General features: G+C 69.5%; 18 protein-coding genes. 8 read left to right on the forward strand and 10 right to left on the reverse strand.

Going from position 1 to position 19,784, the window contains the following annotated elements:
* Together K9U40_RS11585 and K9U40_RS11590 are read right to left on the reverse strand one after the other, a co-directional pair.
* On the reverse strand, positions 1–514 hold a 514-nt coding region (locus K9U40_RS11585), incomplete at its 3' end, for a site-specific integrase (protein ID WP_282890353.1).
* Complete coding sequence (locus K9U40_RS11590) at positions 511–654, reverse strand: histidine kinase (protein ID WP_282890354.1); 144 nt, start codon at positions 652–654, stop codon at positions 511–513. The genes K9U40_RS11590 and K9U40_RS11585, both read right to left, overlap by 4 nt.
* Positions 655–932: 278 nt before the next feature.
* On the opposite strand from K9U40_RS11590, the gene aroB reads away from it, so the two are divergent.
* On the forward strand, positions 933–2,654 hold the full coding sequence (aroB, locus tag K9U40_RS11595) for a 3-dehydroquinate synthase (RefSeq protein WP_414115009.1): 1,722 nt from the start codon (positions 933–935) through the stop codon (positions 2,652–2,654).
* 9 nt (positions 2,655–2,663) lie between these two features.
* Here aroB and nth read toward each other — a convergent pair whose 3' ends face one another.
* The gene (gene nth, locus K9U40_RS11600) at positions 2,664–3,545 is read right to left on the reverse strand and encodes an endonuclease III (protein ID WP_282890378.1); all 882 of its coding nucleotides are present in this window, start codon (positions 3,543–3,545) and stop codon (positions 2,664–2,666) included.
* A 301-nt stretch (positions 3,546–3,846) separates the two neighbouring features.
* Here nth and K9U40_RS11605 point away from each other — a divergent pair, with 301 nt between their 5' ends.
* On the forward strand, positions 3,847–4,338 hold the full coding sequence (locus K9U40_RS11605; protein ID WP_282890356.1) for a DUF2244 domain-containing protein: 492 nt from the start codon (positions 3,847–3,849) through the stop codon (positions 4,336–4,338).
* 41 nt (positions 4,339–4,379) lie between these two features.
* Here the strand turns inward: K9U40_RS11605 and K9U40_RS11610 are convergent, their stop codons facing one another.
* From K9U40_RS11610 to fae, 3 genes are all read right to left on the reverse strand, one after another.
* On the reverse strand, positions 4,380–5,087 hold the full coding sequence (locus K9U40_RS11610; RefSeq protein ID WP_282890357.1) for a cupin domain-containing protein: 708 nt from the start codon (positions 5,085–5,087) through the stop codon (positions 4,380–4,382).
* On the reverse strand, positions 5,084–5,662 hold the full coding sequence (locus K9U40_RS11615; protein WP_282890358.1) for a sigma-70 family RNA polymerase sigma factor: 579 nt from the start codon (positions 5,660–5,662) through the stop codon (positions 5,084–5,086). Before K9U40_RS11615 ends, K9U40_RS11610 begins: the two co-directional genes overlap by 4 nt.
* A gap of 217 nt (positions 5,663–5,879) precedes the next feature.
* A complete protein-coding gene (fae, locus tag K9U40_RS11620) occupies positions 5,880–6,419 on the reverse strand; it encodes a formaldehyde-activating enzyme (RefSeq protein WP_282890359.1) in 540 nt (179 codons plus the stop codon).
* A gap of 312 nt (positions 6,420–6,731) precedes the next feature.
* On the opposite strand from fae, the gene K9U40_RS11625 reads away from it, so the two are divergent.
* Positions 6,732–9,044: a sensor histidine kinase gene (locus K9U40_RS11625; protein ID WP_282890360.1), complete on the forward strand. Its 2,313-nt coding sequence runs from the start codon at positions 6,732–6,734 to the stop codon at positions 9,042–9,044.
* A 363-nt stretch (positions 9,045–9,407) separates the two neighbouring features.
* Positions 9,408–11,030: a serine hydrolase gene (locus K9U40_RS11630; RefSeq protein WP_282890361.1), complete on the forward strand. Its 1,623-nt coding sequence runs from the start codon at positions 9,408–9,410 to the stop codon at positions 11,028–11,030.
* Positions 11,031–11,423: 393 nt separating this feature from the next.
* On the opposite strand, the gene K9U40_RS11635 is transcribed toward K9U40_RS11630, so the two are convergent.
* The 4 genes from K9U40_RS11635 to K9U40_RS11650 all read right to left on the reverse strand — a co-directional run bounded on the left by K9U40_RS11635 (position 11,424) and on the right by K9U40_RS11650 (position 14,743).
* The gene (locus K9U40_RS11635; RefSeq protein WP_282890362.1) at positions 11,424–12,140 is read right to left on the reverse strand and encodes a FadR/GntR family transcriptional regulator; all 717 of its coding nucleotides are present in this window, start codon (positions 12,138–12,140) and stop codon (positions 11,424–11,426) included.
* A gap of 67 nt (positions 12,141–12,207) precedes the next feature.
* Complete coding sequence (locus tag K9U40_RS11640) at positions 12,208–12,948, reverse strand: SDR family NAD(P)-dependent oxidoreductase (RefSeq protein ID WP_282890363.1); 741 nt, start codon at positions 12,946–12,948, stop codon at positions 12,208–12,210.
* Positions 12,949–12,965: 17 nt separating this feature from the next.
* A complete protein-coding gene (locus K9U40_RS11645; RefSeq protein WP_282890364.1) occupies positions 12,966–13,736 on the reverse strand; it encodes an SDR family oxidoreductase in 771 nt (256 codons plus the stop codon).
* Complete coding sequence (locus K9U40_RS11650; protein ID WP_282890365.1) at positions 13,733–14,743, reverse strand: NAD(P)H-quinone oxidoreductase; 1,011 nt, start codon at positions 14,741–14,743, stop codon at positions 13,733–13,735. Before K9U40_RS11650 ends, K9U40_RS11645 begins: the two co-directional genes overlap by 4 nt.
* Before the next feature lie 243 nt (positions 14,744–14,986).
* Here K9U40_RS11650 and K9U40_RS11655 point away from each other — a divergent pair, with 243 nt between their 5' ends.
* From K9U40_RS11655 to K9U40_RS11670, 4 genes are all read left to right on the forward strand, one after another.
* Entirely contained in the window at positions 14,987–16,213 is a 1,227-nt protein-coding gene (locus K9U40_RS11655) for an ABC transporter substrate-binding protein (protein ID WP_282890366.1), read from the forward strand.
* A 148-nt stretch (positions 16,214–16,361) separates the two neighbouring features.
* Positions 16,362–17,234: a branched-chain amino acid ABC transporter permease gene (locus K9U40_RS11660; protein WP_282890367.1), complete on the forward strand. Its 873-nt coding sequence runs from the start codon at positions 16,362–16,364 to the stop codon at positions 17,232–17,234.
* Between the two features lie 4 nt (positions 17,235–17,238).
* Entirely contained in the window at positions 17,239–19,089 is a 1,851-nt protein-coding gene (locus K9U40_RS11665) for a branched-chain amino acid ABC transporter ATP-binding protein/permease (protein WP_414114798.1), read from the forward strand.
* A complete protein-coding gene (locus K9U40_RS11670; protein ID WP_282890368.1) occupies positions 19,073–19,777 on the forward strand; it encodes an ABC transporter ATP-binding protein in 705 nt (234 codons plus the stop codon). Before K9U40_RS11665 ends, K9U40_RS11670 begins: the two co-directional genes overlap by 17 nt.
* Positions 19,778–19,784: the final 7 nt, after the last annotated feature.

Genomic DNA, 19,784 nt, shown 5'->3' on the forward strand with positions numbered 1-19,784 from the left:
GCCCCGCCCCCTGCCCCGCCTCGGCCTCGGCGGCGCGGCAGTGGGCGGTGTCGATCAAGCGGGTGACCTCCTCCACGCTCAGCACCTTGGGCAGGGACCGGCCGCGTTTCGGCCCCTCCAGCACGGCGGCGGGATCGTCGGCGCGGTGGCCCTCGGCGAACAGGAAGCGGTAGAACTGGCGCAGGGCGGAGAGCCGCCGCGCCACCGTGGTGGCCTTGAAGCCGCGTGCGGTCAGGTCCGCGAGATAGGCGCGGATCGCCGCCGTGCCGGCCTGCGCGAGCGGCACCGGGGCGAGGAACTCGGCAAGGTCCATGAGGTCGCGGCGGTAGGCATCGAGGGTGTTGGGCCCGCCGCCGCGCTCGATGGCCTGCATGTCCAGGAACAGGGCCAGCGGGCCGGACCCGGCGGCCGTGCCCCCCTTGGCCGTGCCCGTCTTGGCTGTGCCGGCCTTGGCTGCGGACCCACTCGCGACCTCGGGCGGCCCCTTGTCCCCGGGCGGCCCCTCGGCGCTCATTTGCCGATCTTCTCGGCCGGAACGGTGAAGGTGATCTCGCGCTCCTGCGGCTCCACCTTGGTGGCGAGCGCCCACAGGGCCGCGTAGCCGAGGCCGCACAGCACGGCCAGGACCGCCAGCAAGCGGAAGAGCGTCGGCACCTGCGCCTCCTTGAGCCTTGCCGCGAATCGACCCGCGCGGCCCCTCGCGCCGAGAGGTGCCACGCCGTGGCGTCTTGTTCAACCGCATTGCCGGCTCGCGTTGCGGATGCTAGAGCCGCACCCGTCCGGTCCGCCGTTCGCGCGCATGATTGCATGCGCACGGCCAAGCCGCCGCAGCGAGGAAGGCGCGGGTGCAGACCCAGAACAGCCCCCCGTCCCACCGGGACGCCGAGACCAGCGAAGCCGCCGAGGCGGCCTGCGTCACGCCTGCCGACCTGGTGCGCCGCCTCGGGCGCCGCTCCATCGTGCTGGTGGGCATGCCGGGGGCCGGCAAGTCGTCGGTCGGCCGCAGGCTCGCGAAAAGGCTCGGCCTGCCCTTCGTGGATGCGGACGAGGAGATCGAGCGCGCCGCCTGCATGAGCATTCCGGAAATCTTCGCCCGCCGCGGCGAGGTGGAGTTCCGCGAGGGCGAGAAGCGGGTGGTGGCGCGCCTGCTGCAGTCCGGCCCCAGCGTGCTCGCCACCGGCGGCGGCGCCTTCATGAATGCCGAAACCCGCGACGCCGTGGCCCGCCAGGGCGTCTCCGTCTGGCTGCGCGCCGACCTCCACACCCTGCTCCGGCGCGTGAAGAAGCGCACCGACCGCCCCCTCCTCGCCCAGGGCGACCCGGCGCAGAAGCTCGCCGTCCTGCTCAACCAGCGCGGCGACACCTATGCCCTCGCCGACGTCATCGTGGACAGCCGCGACGTGGTGCACGAGATGGTGGTGGAGGAGGTCATGGGCGCGGTCCACCGCCATCTCATCCAGCATCCCGAAGGGACCCGCTCCATGTCCGCCCCCCTTGGTCCGGCCGACCTCGCCCACGCCGAGCCCGAACCGCTTCCCATCGGCGACATCACCCGCAGCACCGTGCGCGTGGACGTGGCCGGGCGGCCCTACGACATCTATATCGGCCCCGGCCTCCTCGCCGAGGCGGGCACCCATGTGACCGCGCTGCGCAAGGGCGCGCGGGTCGCCATCGTCACCGACGCCAACGTGGCGGCCGCCGGGCACCTGAAGACGGTCGAGGATTCGCTTTCCGCCGCCGGCATCGACCATACCGCCATCGTGGTGGAGCCGGGCGAGAAGACCAAGGGCTGGCCCGGCCTGCAGCAGGTGGTGGAGGGGCTGATTTCGGCGCGCATCGAGCGGCGCGACCTGGTACTGGCGCTGGGTGGCGGCGTCGTGGGCGACCTCGCGGGCTTCGCCGCCTCGGTGCTGCGGCGCGGGGTGGACGTGGTGCAGGCCCCGACCACCCTGCTCTCCCAGGTGGATTCCTCCGTCGGCGGCAAGACCGGCATCAACTCGCCCCAGGGCAAGAACCTCGTCGGCGCGTTCCACCAGCCGGTGCTGGTTTTGGCCGACACCGCCGCGCTGGACACCCTGCCCGTGCGCGAGGTGCGCGCCGGCTATGCGGAAGTGGTGAAATACGGCCTGCTCGGCGACCGCGCCCTGTTCGAGACGCTGGAGCGCGACTTTCCCGGCGTCATCGGCGGCGGGCCGGAGCGCATCGCCGCCGTGGCGGCGAGCTGCATGGCCAAGGCTGCTATCGTCGCCCGCGACGAGAAGGAGACCGGCGACCGGGCGCTGCTCAATCTCGGCCACACCTTCGGCCACGCGCTGGAGGCGGGGGCCGGCTATTCCAGCCGGCTGCTGCACGGCGAGGGCGTCGCCATCGGCATGGCGCTGGCCTTCGCCTTCTCGGCGCGGCTGGGCCTGTGCCCGGGGCAGGACGTGACGCGGGTGGTGCGCCATCTGGAAGCCGCCGGCCTGCCCACGAAGATCTCCGACGTGCCGGGCGACCTGCCGGATACGGACGGGCTGATGGCCCTCATCGCCCAGGACAAGAAGGTGAGCCGCGGCGCGCTGACCTTCATCCTGGTGCGCGGCATCGGCGAGGCCTTCGTGGCCAAGGACGTGAACCCGGACGAGGTCCGCGCCTTCCTGGCGGAGATGCGCTGAGGCGCCGCCTCAGAACCTTTTCTCCGGCCAGCGGCAGAGATCCGCGATGATGCAGCGGCCGCATTCGGGCCTGGTCGCCTTGCAGATGTAGCGGCCGTGCAGGATCAGCCAGTGGTGGGCGTGCAGCTTGAAGCGGTCGGGGATGCGCGCCTCCAGGCCCAGCTCCACCGCCAGCGGCGTCGGCCCGGGCGCGAGGCCGGTGCGGTTCGCCACCCGGAACAGGTGCGTGTCCACCGCGATGGTGGGCACCCCGAAAGCGATGTTCAGCACCACATTGGCGGTCTTGCGCCCCACCCCCGGCAATGCCTCCAGCGCCGCGCGATCCCGCGGCACCACGCCGGCATGGCGCTCCAGCAGCAGGCGGGACAGCTCCACCACGTTCTTCGCCTTGCCCCGGTAGAGGCCGAGGGTACGGATATGGCGGGCCACCTCCTCCTCACCCAGCGTCACCATGGCAGCGGGCGTGGAGGCGGCGGCGAACAGGCCGTGGGTGGCCTTGTTCACGCCGGTGTCGGTGGCCTGCGCCGAGAGCACCACGGCCACCAGCAGGGTGAAGGCATCGGTGTGGTTCAATTCGCCCTTGGGCTCCGGGTCCTGCGCCTCGAAGCGGGTGAAGGCCTCGGCGATCTCCTCCTCGCTCCAGGCCGTCAGGGTCCTGGCCAGCGTCTTGCCATGGGCGGCGGCCGCCGCATTCGCCACCGCCTTGTTGCGGCGGGGCGCCGGGCTGGGCGGCGGGGCCACCTGCTTGCGCTTGCCGGAGAGGGCGGGCCTGGTGGCTCCCTTGGCCGCTCCCTTGGCCGCCCCCTTGGCCGCCCCGGCCTTCGTTCCGGCCTTGCCTCCCCCCGCCCCGGCCTTCACTGCCGGTGACACCGGCGCATGCCCGGCGGCCATGGCCGACGCGGAAGCTGTGGACTTCGCAGGGCCCGACGTTGAGGCGCCGGGCTTGGTAGCAGCGGACTTGGGAGCACCGGACTTGGGAGCACCGGACTTGGAGGCGCCGGACTTGGAGGCCCCGGACTTGGAGGCGCCGGACTTGGAGGCCCCGGACTTGGAGGCGCCGGACTTGGGAGCACCGGCCTCGGTCGCGGCGGCAGGTTTGGGCGGGGTGATCTTGCGCGGCATTTTTACGGTATACTGTTCGCCGATGCCCCAAGCCAGCGACCGTGATACCGCACCCGAAGGGGACGCGGGCTTGCCCGAAGAGCCCGTCGTCTATGCGGTGACGCTTGCCCCGCACCGATCCCTCACCCCGCGCGGCTTCCGGCTGGTGATGATGGGCATCGGCGGCGTCAGCCTGGTCACCGGGGGCGCCTTCCTCGCCATGGGGGCATGGCCGATCTTCGGCTTCTTCGGCCTCGACGTGCTCCTGATCTACCTCGCCTTCCGCGCCAATTTCGATTCGGCGCGGGCGCGCGAGCACATTCTCGTCACCCCCAGCCTCCTGGAAGTGCGGCGCGAACCGGCGCGCGGACGGTGGACCGTGACCCGGCTCAACCCGTTCTGGACGCGCCTGACACGGGAGGATGACGACGAGCACGGCACGCTGGACGTCGCCCTCGTCAGCGGCCGGCGCACGGTGCCGGTGGGGCGCTTCCTGGGCCCGGAGCAGAAGGCCGCGCTCGCGAGCGACCTTTCCCACGCGCTTTCGGTGGTGAAGAAGGGCGTGCCGCGCAGTTCCTTCTGATGCCGGACACCGATGGGCCTGCGGCCCTGTCGGGACGTGCCTCAGAGAAACGGGCGCAGCACCACCCCCAGCAGCCCGTGAAAGCGCGGTCGCCCCTCGAACGCGGCAAGGCACACGCAGGTGCCTTCATCGTCCACGCGGGGGGAATGGTCCACGTCCGCGTCCGCCTCCACCAGGTCGCCGGGACCGTAATGGCCGGATGGGTCGCTGAAGCCGCCGCAGATGACGTGGGTGTATTCGGTCCCGGCATGGGTATGCCGGGGGATGGCGCGGCCCGGCCCGATCTGGAACAGGAAGACGCTGGACTGCGCATCCTCGGGCACATGCACCCGGCCCACGCGCACGCCCGGTGCCACCGGCATGAGCGCGCCGATGCGGCGGGCGGCGAGCGGCCGGGGCAGCCGGACGCCGTCCGGCAGCCAGAGCCCCTCGGGCCCCCGCCGCGCCGTGGCCACGCCCGCAAATCCAGCCTCCAGATGATCCGGCCGCGCGCCACCGGCCCTGAGGCCAGTGGTCGTCGGCGCCGGGCCGAGCCGCGCAAGCGTGCGCGCGAGGGCGTCGCTGGCAAGGGCGACCGGCTCCGCCGCCTCCAGCAACGCCCCGCCCACCGCCTCGAACCGGCGCAGCGTGATCCGGCATGCCGGGCAGCCTTGCAGGTGAGTCTCCACGAGCAGCCGCGGCCCGGCCGGCAGCGTGCCTGCCGCATGGCGCAGCAGGGTCTCGTCGCCGGGATGGGAATGGACGCTCATTTCAAATCTTCCAGCAGGGTGCGCAGGCGGCTCAGCGCGAGGCGCACGCGCGATTTGGCGGTGCCGAGCGGAATGCCCAGCTCCTGCGCGATCTGCGAATGGGGCTTCTCCTGAAAGAAGGAGAGCCGGACGATGGTGGCCTGCTCCTCCGACAGCCTGGCGAGAGCCGCCCGCACCCGCGCCTCGCGCTCGGCGCTCATGAGGATGGTCTCGCCGGACGCCTCGTCCGCCGCCTCCTCCAGAGCCTCGGCATCGACCGTACCAGTGTAACGCTCGCGGCGTTTCAGGTCGATGGAGAGGTTGCGGGCGATGGTGAAGATCCAGGTCGATGCGGCGGCGCGCGCGGGGTCGAAATAGGCCGCCTTGCGCCACACCGCGAGCAGCGTCTCCTGTGCCAGCTCCTCGGCCGCGTTCGCCGAAAGGCCGCCGCGCATGAGGAACGCCTTCACCCGCGGCGCGAAATGGCGGAACAGCCGGGCGAAGGCGTCCCGGTCCGCGTCCCGGGCGATGGCGACAATGAGCGCGCTGAGATCGGCCCCGGTTTCAGGGCCGGACGCGGGCGGGGCCGCGCTCATGGCTGAAGATCCGGCGCCGGGCGGACGCGATCGCATCCGGGACGACGGCCGAAGCGCGGGAACGAACAGGCTGGGCTCGGCGGCATGCATGCACTCGATACGAAGCGCGTGCGCATACGGATGATACGAACCCCATGCGCACCACGCACGCCGACCTTAGATGAGAGCCGTGACCGGCTCCACCAACGTCACCGTGACCTCGGCCGCGGCGGCCCCCTCAATAGTCCACCACCCCATCGAGCGCGTAGTGCTTGACGCTCCTGCGGTTGGCGATCAGCTCGTCGATGGTCGGCTCGCCCTTCATGGCGCGGGAGATGGCGAGCTTGGTCGCCTCGTAATTGGTGCGGTAGAGGTCGGCCTTGTCGAGGTCCGGGTCTTCCGCGCAGCGCGGATCGAGCCAGACCATGATGATCATGGCGAGCTCGTCCACCTCGTCCTTCGGCAGGATGCCCTCGCTCACGCAGTCGATGATGGCGTCGCCCATGGCGGCCTGCACCACGCCGCCGAGGAGGTCCACATATTCGGCGGTGTGGATGGTGGCCTTCGTGGTCATCATCGTCACCGGCCGCACCAGCTGGTTCAGGTCGCGCACCACGAACATGCGGGTGTGGCCCTGCACCTGCCCCATCATGGAGGCGAGCGCCTGCCCCACCGGGCCGCGGACGGAGCCGATCAGCACTTCCGGCATGGCATCGGTGGCCTGCCCCTCTGCCGCCAGAACCGTCGCTTCACCCGCCTTGAACCAGATGTCGGTCATGGTTTCCTCCTGTTTGGGCCGGCACAGAAGCACCCCGCTGCCGCCGCGTCCACGGCGACCCAGCGTCGCTGCGCCCGCAGGGACCCGCAGGGTGCCCGGATGCGTTGTCCACTCCCCCGCAACACCACGAAAACCAAGGCGCGGCCGTAATTTTTCGCCCCTTGACTCCGCTGGACTCTAGACAACAGCCCTCCGATTCGATTCCAATGGGCTCGATTCGGAGAGATGCGGCACGTCCCTCCAGATCGAGGACGTGGGGGCTTCAGAGCAGTAGGCCGCTCAGGGCCCCCGGACACCCGGAGGAGACCGGCGATGGCACGCGCCAACGCTGAGAGCGTAGGCGCGCGCGACCAAGCCATTCGAGGTCTGGCACGGTCGATCGCGCGCCCTGCCTACCAGCGCCTGCTCGATGCGGAGCCGGTCCTGCGCCGGATCGTCCCCGCGCTGATCGTCACCTTCCTGGTGGTGATCGGGGTTGGCGCGGTGGTGCAGGTGCACGCCCACCGCGTAGCCGAGCTCAACAACGCCAAGGACGACATTTCCCTCCTCGCCCTCGCCACCGCCGAGGGGCTGACGCTGCGCGCCGGCAATGCCCTCGCCCGCGTGCCCTCGGCCCTGGAGGAGAGCCTGCCGCCCCGCGCCACCGAGAGCGGGCGCCGCGTCTACATCACCGACGCCCAGGGCCACATCATCGCCTCCGCCCCCCGCGGCGAGGCGCCGGCCAACCTCGCCGACCTGATCGACCCGGCCCAGCCCCTCGTCATCTTCGCCGAGCGGGCCGGCGTGCTGGAGGTGCCGTTCGGCGAGGGCACCGCGCTCGCCACCGTGCGCAACCTTCCGGCGCCGCTGGGCCAGATCGTCTACCTCCAGCCCACCGAGCGGGCGCTGGCGGCGTGGTCGGATTCCACCACCCTGACGGTGACCCTGTTCACCACCACCGGGGCGGTGCTGCTCATCCTCGGCTTCTCCTTCCACTGGCAGGCGAGCCGGGCCCGCGAGGCCGACTCCATCTACGACACCGTGCGCCGGCGCATCGACACCGCCCTCAACCGCGGCCGCTGCGGCATGTGGGACTGGGACATGGCCCGCGGGCGCATGTACTGGTCCGACACCATGTTCGAGATCCTCGGGCTGGAGCGGAAGGACGAGTTGATCTCCTTCGGCGAGATCGCCAAGCTGGTGCACCCCGACGACGGCGACCTCTACGAGTTCGCGCAGGAGCAGGCGGAGCGTCCGGGCCAGCCGGTGGACCGGGTGTTCCGCATGCGCACCGTCAAGGGCGACTTCGTGTGGCTGCGCATGCGCGCCGAGGTGGTGCAGCAGCAGGGCGAGGACGGCCCCCACCTCATCGGCATCGCCATGGACGTCACCGAGGCCCAGCGCCTCGCCGAGCGCACGGTGACCGCCGACATGCGCCTGCGCGACGCCATCGAGAGCATCTCGGAAGCGTTCGTGCTGTGGGACAGCCAGAACCGCCTCGTGCTCTGCAATTCCAAGTTCCAGACCCTGCACGAGCTGCCGGAGGATCTGGTCCAGGCCGGCACCCCGTTCGAGACCATCGCCTCGGTGGGCCGCCACCCGGTCACCCGCACCCCCCTGAAGCCCGAGGACAAGCCCGAGGAAGGCTCCCGCGCCTTCGAGGCGCAGCTCTCCAACGGCCGCTGGCTGAAGATCGCCGAGCGCCGCACCAAGGACGGAGGCTACGTCTCGGTGGGCACCGACATCACCACCATGAAGCGGCATGAAGAACGCCTCATGGACAACGAGAAGCGCCTGATGGCGCTGGTGGCGGACCTGCGCAAGTCGCAGCAGACCCTGGAGCACCAGGCCCAGCAGCTGGCGGAACTGGCGGAGAAATATTCGGAAGAGCGCAACAAGGCCGAGGACGCCAACCGCGCCAAGAGCGAGTTCCTCGCCAATATGTCCCACGAGCTGCGGACGCCGCTCAACGCCATCATCGGCTTTTCGGAGATCATGGAGAGCGGCATGTTCGGCCCGCTCGGCTCGGAGAAGTACGCCGAATACTGCACCGACATCAAAGGCTCCGGCACCTATCTCCTCGACGTCATCAACGACATCCTCGACATGTCGAAGATCGAGGCCGGCCGCATGCAGCTGGAGGTGGAGGATGTGGCCCTCGACGACATCATCGCCGACGCCATGCGCGTCACGGCTGTGAACGGCGACGAGAAGAACATCGCCATGACCATGGCGGCCGGCGGGAACCTCGCCATCAAGGGCGACCGCCGGGCGCTGAAACAGATCCTGCTCAACCTGCTCTCCAACGCGGTGAAGTTCACCCCCGAGGGCGGCCGGATCGCGGTGAAGGCGCGCATCAACGGCTCGGCCGCGGTGATCGCCATCGAGGACACCGGCATCGGCATCGCCAAGGACGCGCTGGCCCGCATCGGCCGGCCGTTCGAGCAGGTGGAAAGCCAGTTCACCAAGACCCACAAGGGCTCGGGCCTCGGCCTCGCCATCGCCAAGTCGCTGGTGGAGTTGCACGGCGGCGCCATGCGCATCCGCTCCATCGAGGGACGCGGCACCACCGTCTTCGTCCGCTTCCCGGTGAACGGCCGCGCCGCCAACTCCAACGAGACGCCCCGGCTGGCCGCGGTGATGTGAGGGGGCGCGCCGCCGCTCCCGCCCCCATGCCGTGCATTGCCCTTGCGGGCCGCCCTGCCCCGCCCTGCCCTGCCGCTAGAGCACGCGCCGATCTGCCTGCATCGCAAGCTGATCGGACAACGCGTTCTCTTTCTTGAGTCTAGAGGGCGATTCACCGAGCAAATTGATTCAATTTGCTCGGATCGCGCTCTAGGCACGCGCCGATCTGCCTGCATCGCAAGCTGATCGGACAACGCGTTCTCTTTCTTGAGTCTAGAGGGCGATTCACCGAGCAAATTGATTCCATTTGCTCGGATCGCGCTCTAAGCCTGACGCTCGGCAGACGACGGACGCCGCCGAGCGTCCGGTACCGGAGGATCGGCCATGGTGCGTGAACTTCAGCGGGCATCGGGACGCCGTCGCAAGCCAACCGGCCGGCGCGCCGGCTTTCCCTGCACCGCCCTCGCCCTCCTGCTTCTCGCCTCCCCCGCCCTCGCCCAGACCCAGATCGACGCCTCCCGGCCGCCGCCGCAGACATCGGGCGTGCCCATCCCCAGGGGGCAGATCGAGATGGCGGTGAGCCGCATCGACGCCCTCGCCGACGACCTCATGAAGCGTAGCGGCGTGCCGGGCATGGCGGTGGCCGTGGTGCACGAGGGCAGGACGGTGTTCCTCAAGGGCTACGGACTGCGCAAGGTGGGCGAGAGCGCGGCCATCGACGCTGACACCGTGTTCCAGCTCGCATCCCTGTCAAAGTCGGTGGGCGCCAGCGTGGTGGCCCACGAGGTGGGCAAGGGCACGGTGAAGTGGGACACGCCGGTGGAAGACCTCATGCCCTGGTTCGCCCTGAACGACGACTGGGTGTCCGAGCACGTCACCATCGCCGATCTCTACAGCCACCGCTCCGGGCTGCCGGACCATGCCGGCGACGAGCTGGAAGACCTCGGCTACGACCGCCGGCAGGTGCTGGAGCGGCTGAAGAGGCTGCCGCTCGCCCCGTTCCGCGTCTCCTACGCCTACACCAATTTCGGCGTCACCGCCGCCGCCGAGGCAGTGGCCGCCGCGGCGGGCAAGGACTGGGAGACCCTCTCCGACGAGGTGCTCTACAAGCCCCTGGGCATGGCCTCCACCTCCTCGCGCTTTGCCGACTACATGGCCCGCCCCAACCGTGCCATACCCCATGTGCGGGTCGGCAAGATCGGGGAGAGCAAGACCTTCGCCGCGAAGTTCCAGCGCGATCCGGACGCCCAGTCGCCGGCGGGCGGGGTCAGCTCGTCGGTGCGGGACATGGCCCGCTGGCTCGCCTTCGTGCTGGGCGGCGGCACCTATGAGGGGCGGCAGATCGCGCCCGAAAAGGCGCTGCTGCCGGCCATGAGGCCACAGATGATCTCCTCGCCCGCTTATGCCGCCGATGCCCGCGCCGGCTTCTACGGCTTCGGTTTCGCGGTGAACGTGTCCCCCGCCGGCCGGGTGATGATCGACCATTCGGGCGCCTTCATTCTCGGCGCCGGCACCACCTACGTGCTCTTGCCCTCCGAGAAGCTGGGCATCGTGGCGCTCACCAACGCCCAGCCCACGGGCGTGCCGGAGGCGTTGTCCGCCAGCTTCATGGACCTCGTCCAGTTCGGCTCCATCACGCGGGACTGGCTGACCGCCTACGCCACGCTCATTGATCCGCTCTACACGCCGCTCGGCGCCCTCGCCGGCAAGAGCGCGCCCGCCAAGCCCGCGCCGGCCAAGCCCCTGTCGGCCTATGTGGGCACCTATGCCAATGCCTATTTCGGTGAAGCCCGCGTGAGCGAGGAGAAAGGCCGCCTCGTCCTCGCCGTGGGGCCGAGGCCGCGGGTCTTCACCCTCGACCACTGGAGCGGGGATGATTTCATCTTCCACCCCGAGAGCGAGGAGACGGCCCCGGCGGGGTCGGTGTCGCAGGTCACCTTCGCGGGCGGCCGGATGAAGGTGGAATTCTTCAACGACAACGGCCTCGGCACCTTCGAGCGGCGCTGAGCGGGGGCGCCCGTATCCTCAAGGACAATGCCCCAGCCGGTACTGGTCCCCCCATTCGCCGCACCCAACCCGGCGCGGCTCCCTCTCCCGCTTGCGGGGGAGGGCTGGAGTGGGGGCAAGACGCGAAGGAACGAACCGGGAAACGACGGCAAGAACCGATTCGGTCTTGCTGCGTTCCCGGTGCAGGCCGTCGCCCCGAAAAGAGTGTACCCGAATGGGACGCGCACAAGTCCCGCACGGGCGGGATCGCGGAAGCCGTCAGCCTCCTCGCTGCCCTCCCACGCACGCGGGAGAGGGTTCACCGGGGTGAACTCCCAACATGGCCCCCTCTCCCGCCAGACACGGCAACAGCCGGCTTCAGCCTGTACGGTGACGAACGAAGATCGGCGCCCCCTACGGCGTGAGATAGACCGCGAGGCGCGCGGCGGCGTTGCGCAGGTGCTCCTCGGCGGCGGCACGGGCGGCGGCGGGGTCCTTCTTCTCGATGGCGGTGAAGATGGCCTCGTGCTCGCGCTGCACCGCCTGCGCAAGCCCCCCATGGCGGGCCGTGTTCGCCCGCGCCGTGCGGATGAAGTGGCGCACCCGGTGATCGAGGAACTGGGAGAGATCCCGGAAGTAGGGATTGCCCGTGGCCTCCACGATGGCGCGATGGAAGGCCATGTCCTCGTCCACGCCCGGCTCGCCGCGGACGATGGCCTCCTGCATGGCGTCGAGCTGGGCGCCGATGCGGGCCAGGTCCTCGTCGGAGCGGCGCACGGCGGCATGGCCGGTGGCCGTGGCCTCCACCGCCATCAGCAGTTCCACGATGGCGCGCATCTCCACCTTGTCGCTGAAATCGGTGATGTCGAGCCGGAAGGTGGAGGCGGCGCCCGGCTCGGCCACGAACGCCCCCGCCCCCTGCCGGGTGGTGACGAGGCCGTCATGCTTCAGTCGCCCCACCGCCTCGCGCACGATGGGCCGGCTGACGCCGTAGGTCTCCGCCATCTGGTGTTCGGTGGGCAGGCGCTCGCCGGGCCGCAGGCGGCCCGAGGCGATCTCCTCCCGGAGCCGATGCGCCAGCGTATCGGCGAGGGAGGGCGCCCGGCCGATGATGTCGCGGGGTTGGGCCATCCGTTGCTCCTGAACTCCACCGCCAAATCAAACGCCACGACAACGTCACGCGCCGTGAGCGCGCGACTCAGCTGGCAATATAAAGGCCGCCATTCACATGGACCGTCTCGCCGGTGACGAAGCTGGCCCAGTCGGACGCGAGGAAGGCCACCACGCGGGCGACCTCCTGAGGGGTGCCGAGCCGCCTCAGCGGCGTGCCGGCCATCAGCGCCGCGCCGTTGGCGTCCATCAGGGAGCGCACCATAGGCGTGTCGATGAGGCCGGGCGACACGGAATTCACCCGCACCCGGGGCGCCAGCTCCATGGCCAGCGTCCGGGAGAAGTTGAGCACCGCCCCCTTGGCCGCCGCATAGTCCGCATGCCCCACGCTGCCGCGATGCCCCGCCATGGAGGCGACGTTCACGATGGACGCATTCTCGGAGAAATGGGGAATGGCCGCGCGGCAGGTGTAGAATACCCCGTCCAGGTTGACCGCGATGCCGGTGCGCCAGTGGGCGTCGCTCATCTCGGCAACCTTGCGCTCGCGGTAGAGACCGGCGGAGGTGACGAGCACGTCCAGCGTGCCGAATCGCGCCTTGACCAGAGCGAGGGCGCGGTCGGCGTCGGCGGGCTCGGCCGCATCCTGCCGGATGCCGACGGCGCGGGCGCCCGTGGGGTCGAGCTCCCGGGCGAAGGCGGCGACGCCGGCCTCGTCCAGGTCCGTGAGCACGCAATTTGCGCCGAGCGCGAAGAAGGCCTGCGCGATGGCGCGGGAGATGCCGCCATTGGCGCCGGTGAGCAGCAGGGTCCGGTTCTTGAAGTCGAACATGGCGATGTTCCCGAACTTCAGGTCATCAGCCAGCCGCCGGCCACGTCGATCACCTGGCCGGTGACGAAGGCGGCGGCGTCCGAGGACAGGAAGCGGCAGACCTCCGCCACCTCCTCCGGCTGGCCGAGGCGGCGCAGCGGCGTCACCAGCCGCACCGCCTCGTTGGCGGCGGTGGCGGTGCCCCGCACCATGGGCGTGTCGATGCGGCCGGGGGCGATGGCGTTCACCGTGATGCCGTAAGGCCCCAGCTCCCCCGCCAGATGCTTGGTGAAGCCGATCAGGGCGGCCTTGGAGGCGGCGTAGTGCACCCCCACGATGTCGCAATAGGTGCGCCCCGCCACCGACGAGATGTTGATGATGCGCCCCTGCCCCAGAGCCTTCATGCCCGGAGAGAGGGCGCGCACGCAATTGAAGGCGCCGGTGAGGTTGACGTCGATCACCCGCCGCCATTCCGCCGGGTCCATGTCCGGGGCCTCGGCGCGGCGCCCGTCGGCCCCGCCCTTGGGCGAGATGCCGGCATTGTTGACCAGCACGTTCACCGGACCGAGCGCCGCGGCCGCCGCACGGGCGGCGGCCTCCACGGCGGCATAGTCCGCCACGTCCGCTGCCAGCCCCACCGCCTTCACCCCGCGCAGGGCGGCGGCGTTGGCGGCCTCCTCGGCAAGAGCGGGATCATAGTCCACATAGGCGACGGCGGCGCCCTGGTCCGCATGGGCGTCCGCCATGGCGCGGCCGATGCCGCGACCGGCTCCGGTGACGAAAACGACGGGGGAAGACGACAGGCTCACCGTCCGGTCTCCAGCATGATCTTGCCGAGATGGGCGCTCGATTCCATGAGCGCATGGGCCTCCCGCGCCTTCTCCAGCGGGAAGGTAGCGTGGACGAAAGGCTTGATCTTGCCGGCCTCCAGCAGCGGCCACACGTCCCGCTTGAGCGCTTCGGCGATCTCGGATTTCAGTGCCACGGAGCGGGCGCGCAGCGTCGAGCCGGTGAAGGTCAGGCGCTTCAGCATCACCGGCATGAGGTCGATGGTGACCTCGCTCGGCTGGAGGAAGGCGATCTGCACGAGGCGCCCTTCCACGGCCAGCGCCTGGAGGTTCCGCGCCACATAGGGACCGCCCACCATGTCGAGGATCTCGTCGACGCCGCGCCCGTCGGTCAGCGCCTTCACCTCGGCCACGAAGTCCTTGGCGCGATAGTCGATGGCGGCATCCGCGCCCAGCTTGAGGCAGAAGTCGCACTTCTCCGGCGAGCCGGCGGTGGCGATGACGCGCGCGCCGGCATGGTGCGCCAGCTGGATGGCGGTGGAGCCGATGCCGCTCGACCCGCCATGGATCAGGATGGTCTCGCCCGCTTTCAGGCGCCCGCGGGTGAAGACGTTGTCATAGACGGTGTAATAGTTCTCCGGCAGTCCGGCGGCTTCGAGCAGCGAGAGCGGCTTGGGAATGGGCAGGCAGAGCGGTGCCTCGGCCACGCAATACTCGGCATAGCCGCCCGAGATCACCAGCGCACAGACCTCGTCGCCGATCTTGAGCTGGTCAACACCCTCGCCGAGCGCGGCCACACGCCCCGCAATCTCGAGGCCCGGAATCTCCGTGGCACCGGGGGGCGGGGGATAATTGCCGGCGCGCTGGAGGCAGTCGGGGCGATTGACGCCCGCGGCCACCACCTCCACCAGCACCTGCCCCGGTCCGGGGCGCGGCACCGGCGCGGTCTCGATGGCAATGACCTCCGGCCCACCGGCCCCGGTGAAGCGGGCCTGGCGCATGGAACTGGGAATTTCAACCACCGGCATTCCTCCCTTGGCCTCGTTAGGCGTCTTGCCGCGAGGCGTCTTGTCGGCGCCTCTTTCGCGGCGGGGGCGTCGATGCGGAAAACTACAGAAGTCCTACTTGTCAGGCAACTTGGTTATCTGCATTATCCGCAGCGCCAGACGGGCGGCAATGTCCGCCCTACCGCCGTCGGGCACTTAAAAATCGTGCCCGCAGAACGGGTTGCAAGAGCCGGCCTCAAGACGCGCCGGACGAGGGAGGAGACGATGAAGAGTTTCGCGCGGGCGGCCTTGGCCGCCGCACTGCTTGTTGCCGCCTCCCCCTTCGCGGGACCCGCGGCAGCCCAGGGCACGGTCAAATTCGGCGCCCTCTACCCCTTCTCCGGCGGCCTCGCCCTTCTGGGTGACGAGAGCTTCCGCGGCTTCGAGCTGGCGGTGGAAGAGCGCAACGCGGCCGGCGGCATCGACGGCAAGAAAATCGAATTCATCAAGGGCGACGCGGTCGATCCCAACCAGGCCGTTGGCGAGGCCCGGCGCCTGACCTCGGTGGACAAGGTCTCGGCCATTTTCGGCACCTATTCCTCGTCCCTGTCGCTGGCGGCGACGCAGGTGACGGAACTTGCCGGCGTGCCCTATTTCGAGCTTGGCGCGGTGTCCGATCCCATCACCGAGCGCGGCTTCAAATACGTCTTCCGCACCAACGCCACGGCCCGTGACTTCGCCAACCGCATGGTGGATTCGGTGATCGAGGCGGTGGCGCCCGCGCTGGGCGTGAAGCCCACCGACCTCAAGGTCGGCATCATCCACGAGGACAGCCTCTACGGCCAGACGGTCTCCGGCTATCAGAAGACCCGCGCCAAGGAGAAGGGCCTCAACGTGGTGGAGATCCTGCCCTATTCGGCCAAGTCCGTGGACCTCACCCCGGTCATCCTGCGTCTGAAGTCCGCGGGCGTGGACGTGGTGCTGCAGACCTCCTACCAGAACGACACCGTGCTGTTCTTCCGCCAGATGAAGGACCAGGGCTACAAGCCCAAGGCGGTGATGGGTGCGGGCGGCGGCTATTCCACCCGCGACACCATGCAGGCGGTGGGCGCGGAGAACATGGAAGGCGCCCTCGACGTGGACTTCACCCAGTTCAACACAAACCCCAAAGCCGCCCCCGGCCTCACGGACTTCGTGGCCAAGTACAAGGCGAAGTACGGCATCGAGCCGCGCTCGGGCCACTCGCTGGCCAACTATATGGGCGCCAAGGTGTTCTTCGACGCCATCGCCGACGCCAAGAGCACGGACGCCGACAAGGTGCGCGCCGCCGTGCTGAAGGTGGACATCCCGGTCGGCCAGACCGCCACCGGCTGGGGCGCCAAGTTCTCCGAGCAGGGCCAGAACACCCGCGCCCAGCCGTTCCTCATGCAGTGGCAGGGCGGCAACCTCGTCACCGTGTTCCCCGAGGCGGCCGCGGTGGCCAAGCTGAAGACCGGCGTCGGCGCCAACTGACGCTCGCTGCGCAACCCGCGGCGCCCGAAAGGGCCGCCGCCCGCCCCCGCGCGATCTGGCCTCGCGCGGGGGCCAAGGATCCCGCGCGTCCGGCTCCAGCCGAAAGACCGCAAGGCAAAGACCCCGCGTACTCATTGGAGCGAGCGCGATGGACGTTCTCATTCAGCTGGTGCTCAACGGCATCCTGCTCGGCAGCATGTATGCCATCATCAGCGTCGGCCTCACCCTCATCTTCGGCATCGTCCGGGTGGTGAACTTCGCCCATGGCGAGTTCCTGATGGTGGGCATGTATGCGGCCTACCTGCTCGCCGCAAAATTCGGCCTGCATCCCTATGCGTCGGCGGTGCCCGTGGTGCTGCTGCTGTTCGCCCTCGGCGCGCTGGTGCAGCGCTTCATCATCCAGCCGCTGCTCTCCGCCGACGAACACATCCAGATCTTCGCCACGGTGGGCCTGTCCACGGCGCTGGTGAACCTCGCCCTGCTGCTGTTCGGCGCCGACCTCTATTCGGTGCCCCCCTCGGCGGCCCAGGGCTCGGTGATGGTCGGCGGCTTCTCGCTGGTCAAGGGACAGATCGTCATGTTCGTCTGCGCGCTGGCGCTGGTGGCGGGGCTGCACCTGTTCATGCAGTCCACCGCGCTCGGACGCGCCATCCGCGCCACGGCGCAGAACCGCAATGCCGCCCTGCTCATGGGCGTGAAGGTGGACCAGATCTACGTCATCGCCTTCGGCATGGGCGCGGCCTGCGTGGGGCTCGCCAGCGCGCTGGTGATGCCGCTCTATCCGGTGACACCCACCATCGGCACCTATTTCGTGCTCACCGCCTTCGTGGTGGTGGTGCTGGGCGGCATGCGCTCCATGTACGGTGCCTTCTTCGGAGCCATGATCATCGGCCTCGTGGACAGTCTTTCCGGCTACTACATCGCGCCCGACCTGAAAGAGGTCGTGTATTTCGCGATCTTCCTCCTGATCCTCATCTTCAAGCCCACCGGCCTGTTCGGCCTCGGTCGCGGCACGGAGTGATCCGATGAGCCTTCACGACTCCTCGCTCAAGGGCTCCCCGACCGCTCCCGCCACCATGAGCCGGCTTGCCCTTCTTTCCCGCCTCACCGATCCGCGCGTCTATTGCGCGCTGGCCGCCTTGTCGCTGCTGGTCATCATCCCGGCCTGGTCCGGCTCCACCTTCATGGTGCACGTGTTCGTCACCATCTGCGTGTTCGGGGCGCTGTCCACCGCGTGGAACATCCTCGGCGGCTATGCCGGCCAGCTGTCGCTGGGCCACACGGTGTTCTACGGTCTCGGCGGCTATACGGCGGCGCTGCTGCTCACCCATTTCGGCCTCTCGCCGTGGATCGGCATGATCGGCGGCGCGGCGCTGGCGGCGCTCGTGAGCCTCGGCATCGGCTATCCCTGCTTCCGCCTGCGCGGACCGTTCTTCTCGCTGGCCACCATCGCTTTCCTGGAGGTGGTGCGGCTGCTCGCCATCCACTTCAACGGGCTCACCGGCGGCTCGGCGGGCCTCGTGGTGCCGCTGCAGATCGGCTGGCCGTGGATGATCTTCCGCGACAAGATCAATTATCTCTACATCGCATTCGGTCTTCTGGTGCTCTCGTTGGCGGTGTCCTACGCGATCCGCCATTCCCGCCTCGGCTATGCGCTCACCGCGGTGCGCGAGCGCGACAGCGCGGCCCAGGCGGCGGGCATCAACATCAACGGCGTCAAGCTCTGGGCCATGGCGATCTCGGCGGCGCTCACCGCATTGGTGGGCACCTTCCACGCCATGTACATGACCTTCCTGGAGCCCGCGACGCTGTTCTCCCTCGCCACCGCCATCGAGATCGCCATGTTTGCCCTGATCGGCGGCCTCGGGACGGTGGCGGGGCCCCTGCTCGGCACGGTGCTGGTGGTTCCGCTCGCGGAACTCGCCCGCGGCTGGCTCGGGGCCTCGGCCAATGGCCTGCACGGCTTCGTCTATGGCTCGGTGCTGGTCATCATCACCCTGACCCTGCCGGGCGGGCTGGTCGGCACCTTCGGCCCGTTCGTGGTGCGCCTCATCGACAGGCTGCCCGGTGGCGGACGGACCCGCGCCGATGTGGTGGCGCCCGCCACCAAGATCATCGCCGGCACCCCCGGCGAGGTGGTGCTGAAGGCGCAGAACCTCGTCAAGCGCTTCGGCGGGCTGACCGCCACCGACAATGTCTCCCTCACCCTGAAGCGGGGAGAGATCCTGGGCGTCATCGGCCCCAACGGCGCCGGCAAGACCACCGTCTTCGCCCAGCTCTCGGGCTTCCTCACCCCCAATGCCGGCACCATCGAGATCCTCGGTCCCGACGGCAAGTGGCACCAGCCCAGCGCGCCGGATGCGTTCGCCCGGCTCGGCATCGGCCGCACGTTCCAGATCGTCCAGCCCTTCGGCAAGCTCTCCGTGCTGGAGAACATCATGATCGGCGCCTTCCTGCGCCATCGCTCGGTGGACGATGCCCGCGCCGTCGCCCTGCGGGTGGCGAAGCTCATGGGCCTCGACGACGTGAAGGACGTGGAGGCGGGAACCCTGCCCATCGGCGGCCTGAAGCGGCTGGAGGTGGCGCGCACGCTGGCCACCGAGCCCTCGATCCTGCTGCTCGACGAGGTGATGGCCGGCCAGAGCCAGTCCGACACCCTGAAGATGGTGGAGCTGATCCGCGCCATCCGCGACACCGGCGTCACGGTGATCGCCATCGAGCACAACATGCAGGCCATCATGAGCCTGTCCGACCGCATCGTGGTGATCGACAGCGGCAAGGTGATCGCCGAAGGCAAGCCCGACGCCGTGGTGCGCGAGCGACGGGTGATCGAGGCCTATCTCGGAGAGGATTTCGTCGATGCTCAAGGTCTCTGAGATCACCGCCGGCTACGGCCGCACCGTCATCCTGCAGGATGTCTCGCTCCGGGTGGGGCGCGGCGAGGTGGTGACCATCATCGGCTCCAACGGCGCCGGCAAGACGACGCTGCTGCGCGCCATCTCCGGCCTGGTGAAGCCCACTGCCGGCTCCATCGAGTTCGACGGCCGGCGCATCGACCGCATGCCGCCGGATGAAATCGTGGGCTCAGGCCTCATCATGGTGCCGGAGGCGCGCCAGCTGTTCCCGGTCATGAGCGTGCGCGACAACGTGCTGATGGGCGGCTACCACCCCAAGGTCCGCGCCGGCATGGCCCAGCGCTTCGATGAGGTGCTGGACATCTTCCCCCGCGTGCGCGAGCGCCTCGACCAGCTCGCCGGCTCCCTCTCCGGCGGCGAGCAGCAGATGGTGGCCATCGCCCGCGGGCTGATGGCGAAACCGAAGCTGCTGATGCTGGACGAGCCCTCCCTCGGCCTTGCCCCCATCATCGTGCAGCAGATGTTCGACGTCATCGACCGCATCTGCAAGACCGGCACCACCGTGCTGCTGGTGGAGCAGAAGGCGTTCCACGCCCTGAAGATCGCCGACCGCGCCTATGTGATCGAGAACGGCCAGATCGCCCTTGAGAACACCGGCGTCGGCCTTTTGTCCGACCCGCATATCAAGACCGCCTATCTCGGCATCTGAACCCCGG

Source organism: Xanthobacter autotrophicus (assembly GCF_030015065.1).
Lineage (GTDB): Bacteria > Pseudomonadota > Alphaproteobacteria > Rhizobiales > Xanthobacteraceae > Xanthobacter > Xanthobacter autotrophicus_D.

Bases quoted from the DNA above. Each gene is read 5' to 3' on its own strand.
- nth (WP_282890378.1), bottom strand. From the start codon at position 3,545: ATGGCCGCCGGGCATGCGCCGGTGTCACCGGCAGTGAAGGCCGGGGCG.
- K9U40_RS11660 (WP_282890367.1), top strand. From the start codon at position 16,362: ATGGACGTTCTCATTCAGCTGGTGCTCAACGGCATCCTGCTCGGCAGC.
- K9U40_RS11670 (WP_282890368.1), top strand. From the start codon at position 19,073: ATGCTCAAGGTCTCTGAGATCACCGCCGGCTACGGCCGCACCGTCATC.
- K9U40_RS11650 (WP_282890365.1), bottom strand. From the start codon at position 14,743: ATGCCGGTGGTTGAAATTCCCAGTTCCATGCGCCAGGCCCGCTTCACC.
- K9U40_RS11615 (WP_282890358.1), bottom strand. From the start codon at position 5,662: ATGAGCGCGGCCCCGCCCGCGTCCGGCCCTGAAACCGGGGCCGATCTC.
- K9U40_RS11630 (WP_282890361.1), top strand. From the start codon at position 9,408: ATGGTGCGTGAACTTCAGCGGGCATCGGGACGCCGTCGCAAGCCAACC.
- K9U40_RS11665 (WP_414114798.1), top strand. From the start codon at position 17,239: ATGAGCCTTCACGACTCCTCGCTCAAGGGCTCCCCGACCGCTCCCGCC.
- K9U40_RS11625 (WP_282890360.1), top strand. From the start codon at position 6,732: ATGGCACGCGCCAACGCTGAGAGCGTAGGCGCGCGCGACCAAGCCATT.
- K9U40_RS11640 (WP_282890363.1), bottom strand. From the start codon at position 12,948: ATGTTCGACTTCAAGAACCGGACCCTGCTGCTCACCGGCGCCAATGGC.
- fae (WP_282890359.1), bottom strand. From the start codon at position 6,419: ATGACCGACATCTGGTTCAAGGCGGGTGAAGCGACGGTTCTGGCGGCA.
- K9U40_RS11635 (WP_282890362.1), bottom strand. From the start codon at position 12,140: ATGGCCCAACCCCGCGACATCATCGGCCGGGCGCCCTCCCTCGCCGAT.
- K9U40_RS11655 (WP_282890366.1), top strand. From the start codon at position 14,987: ATGAAGAGTTTCGCGCGGGCGGCCTTGGCCGCCGCACTGCTTGTTGCC.
- K9U40_RS11610 (WP_282890357.1), bottom strand. From the start codon at position 5,087: ATGAGCGTCCATTCCCATCCCGGCGACGAGACCCTGCTGCGCCATGCG.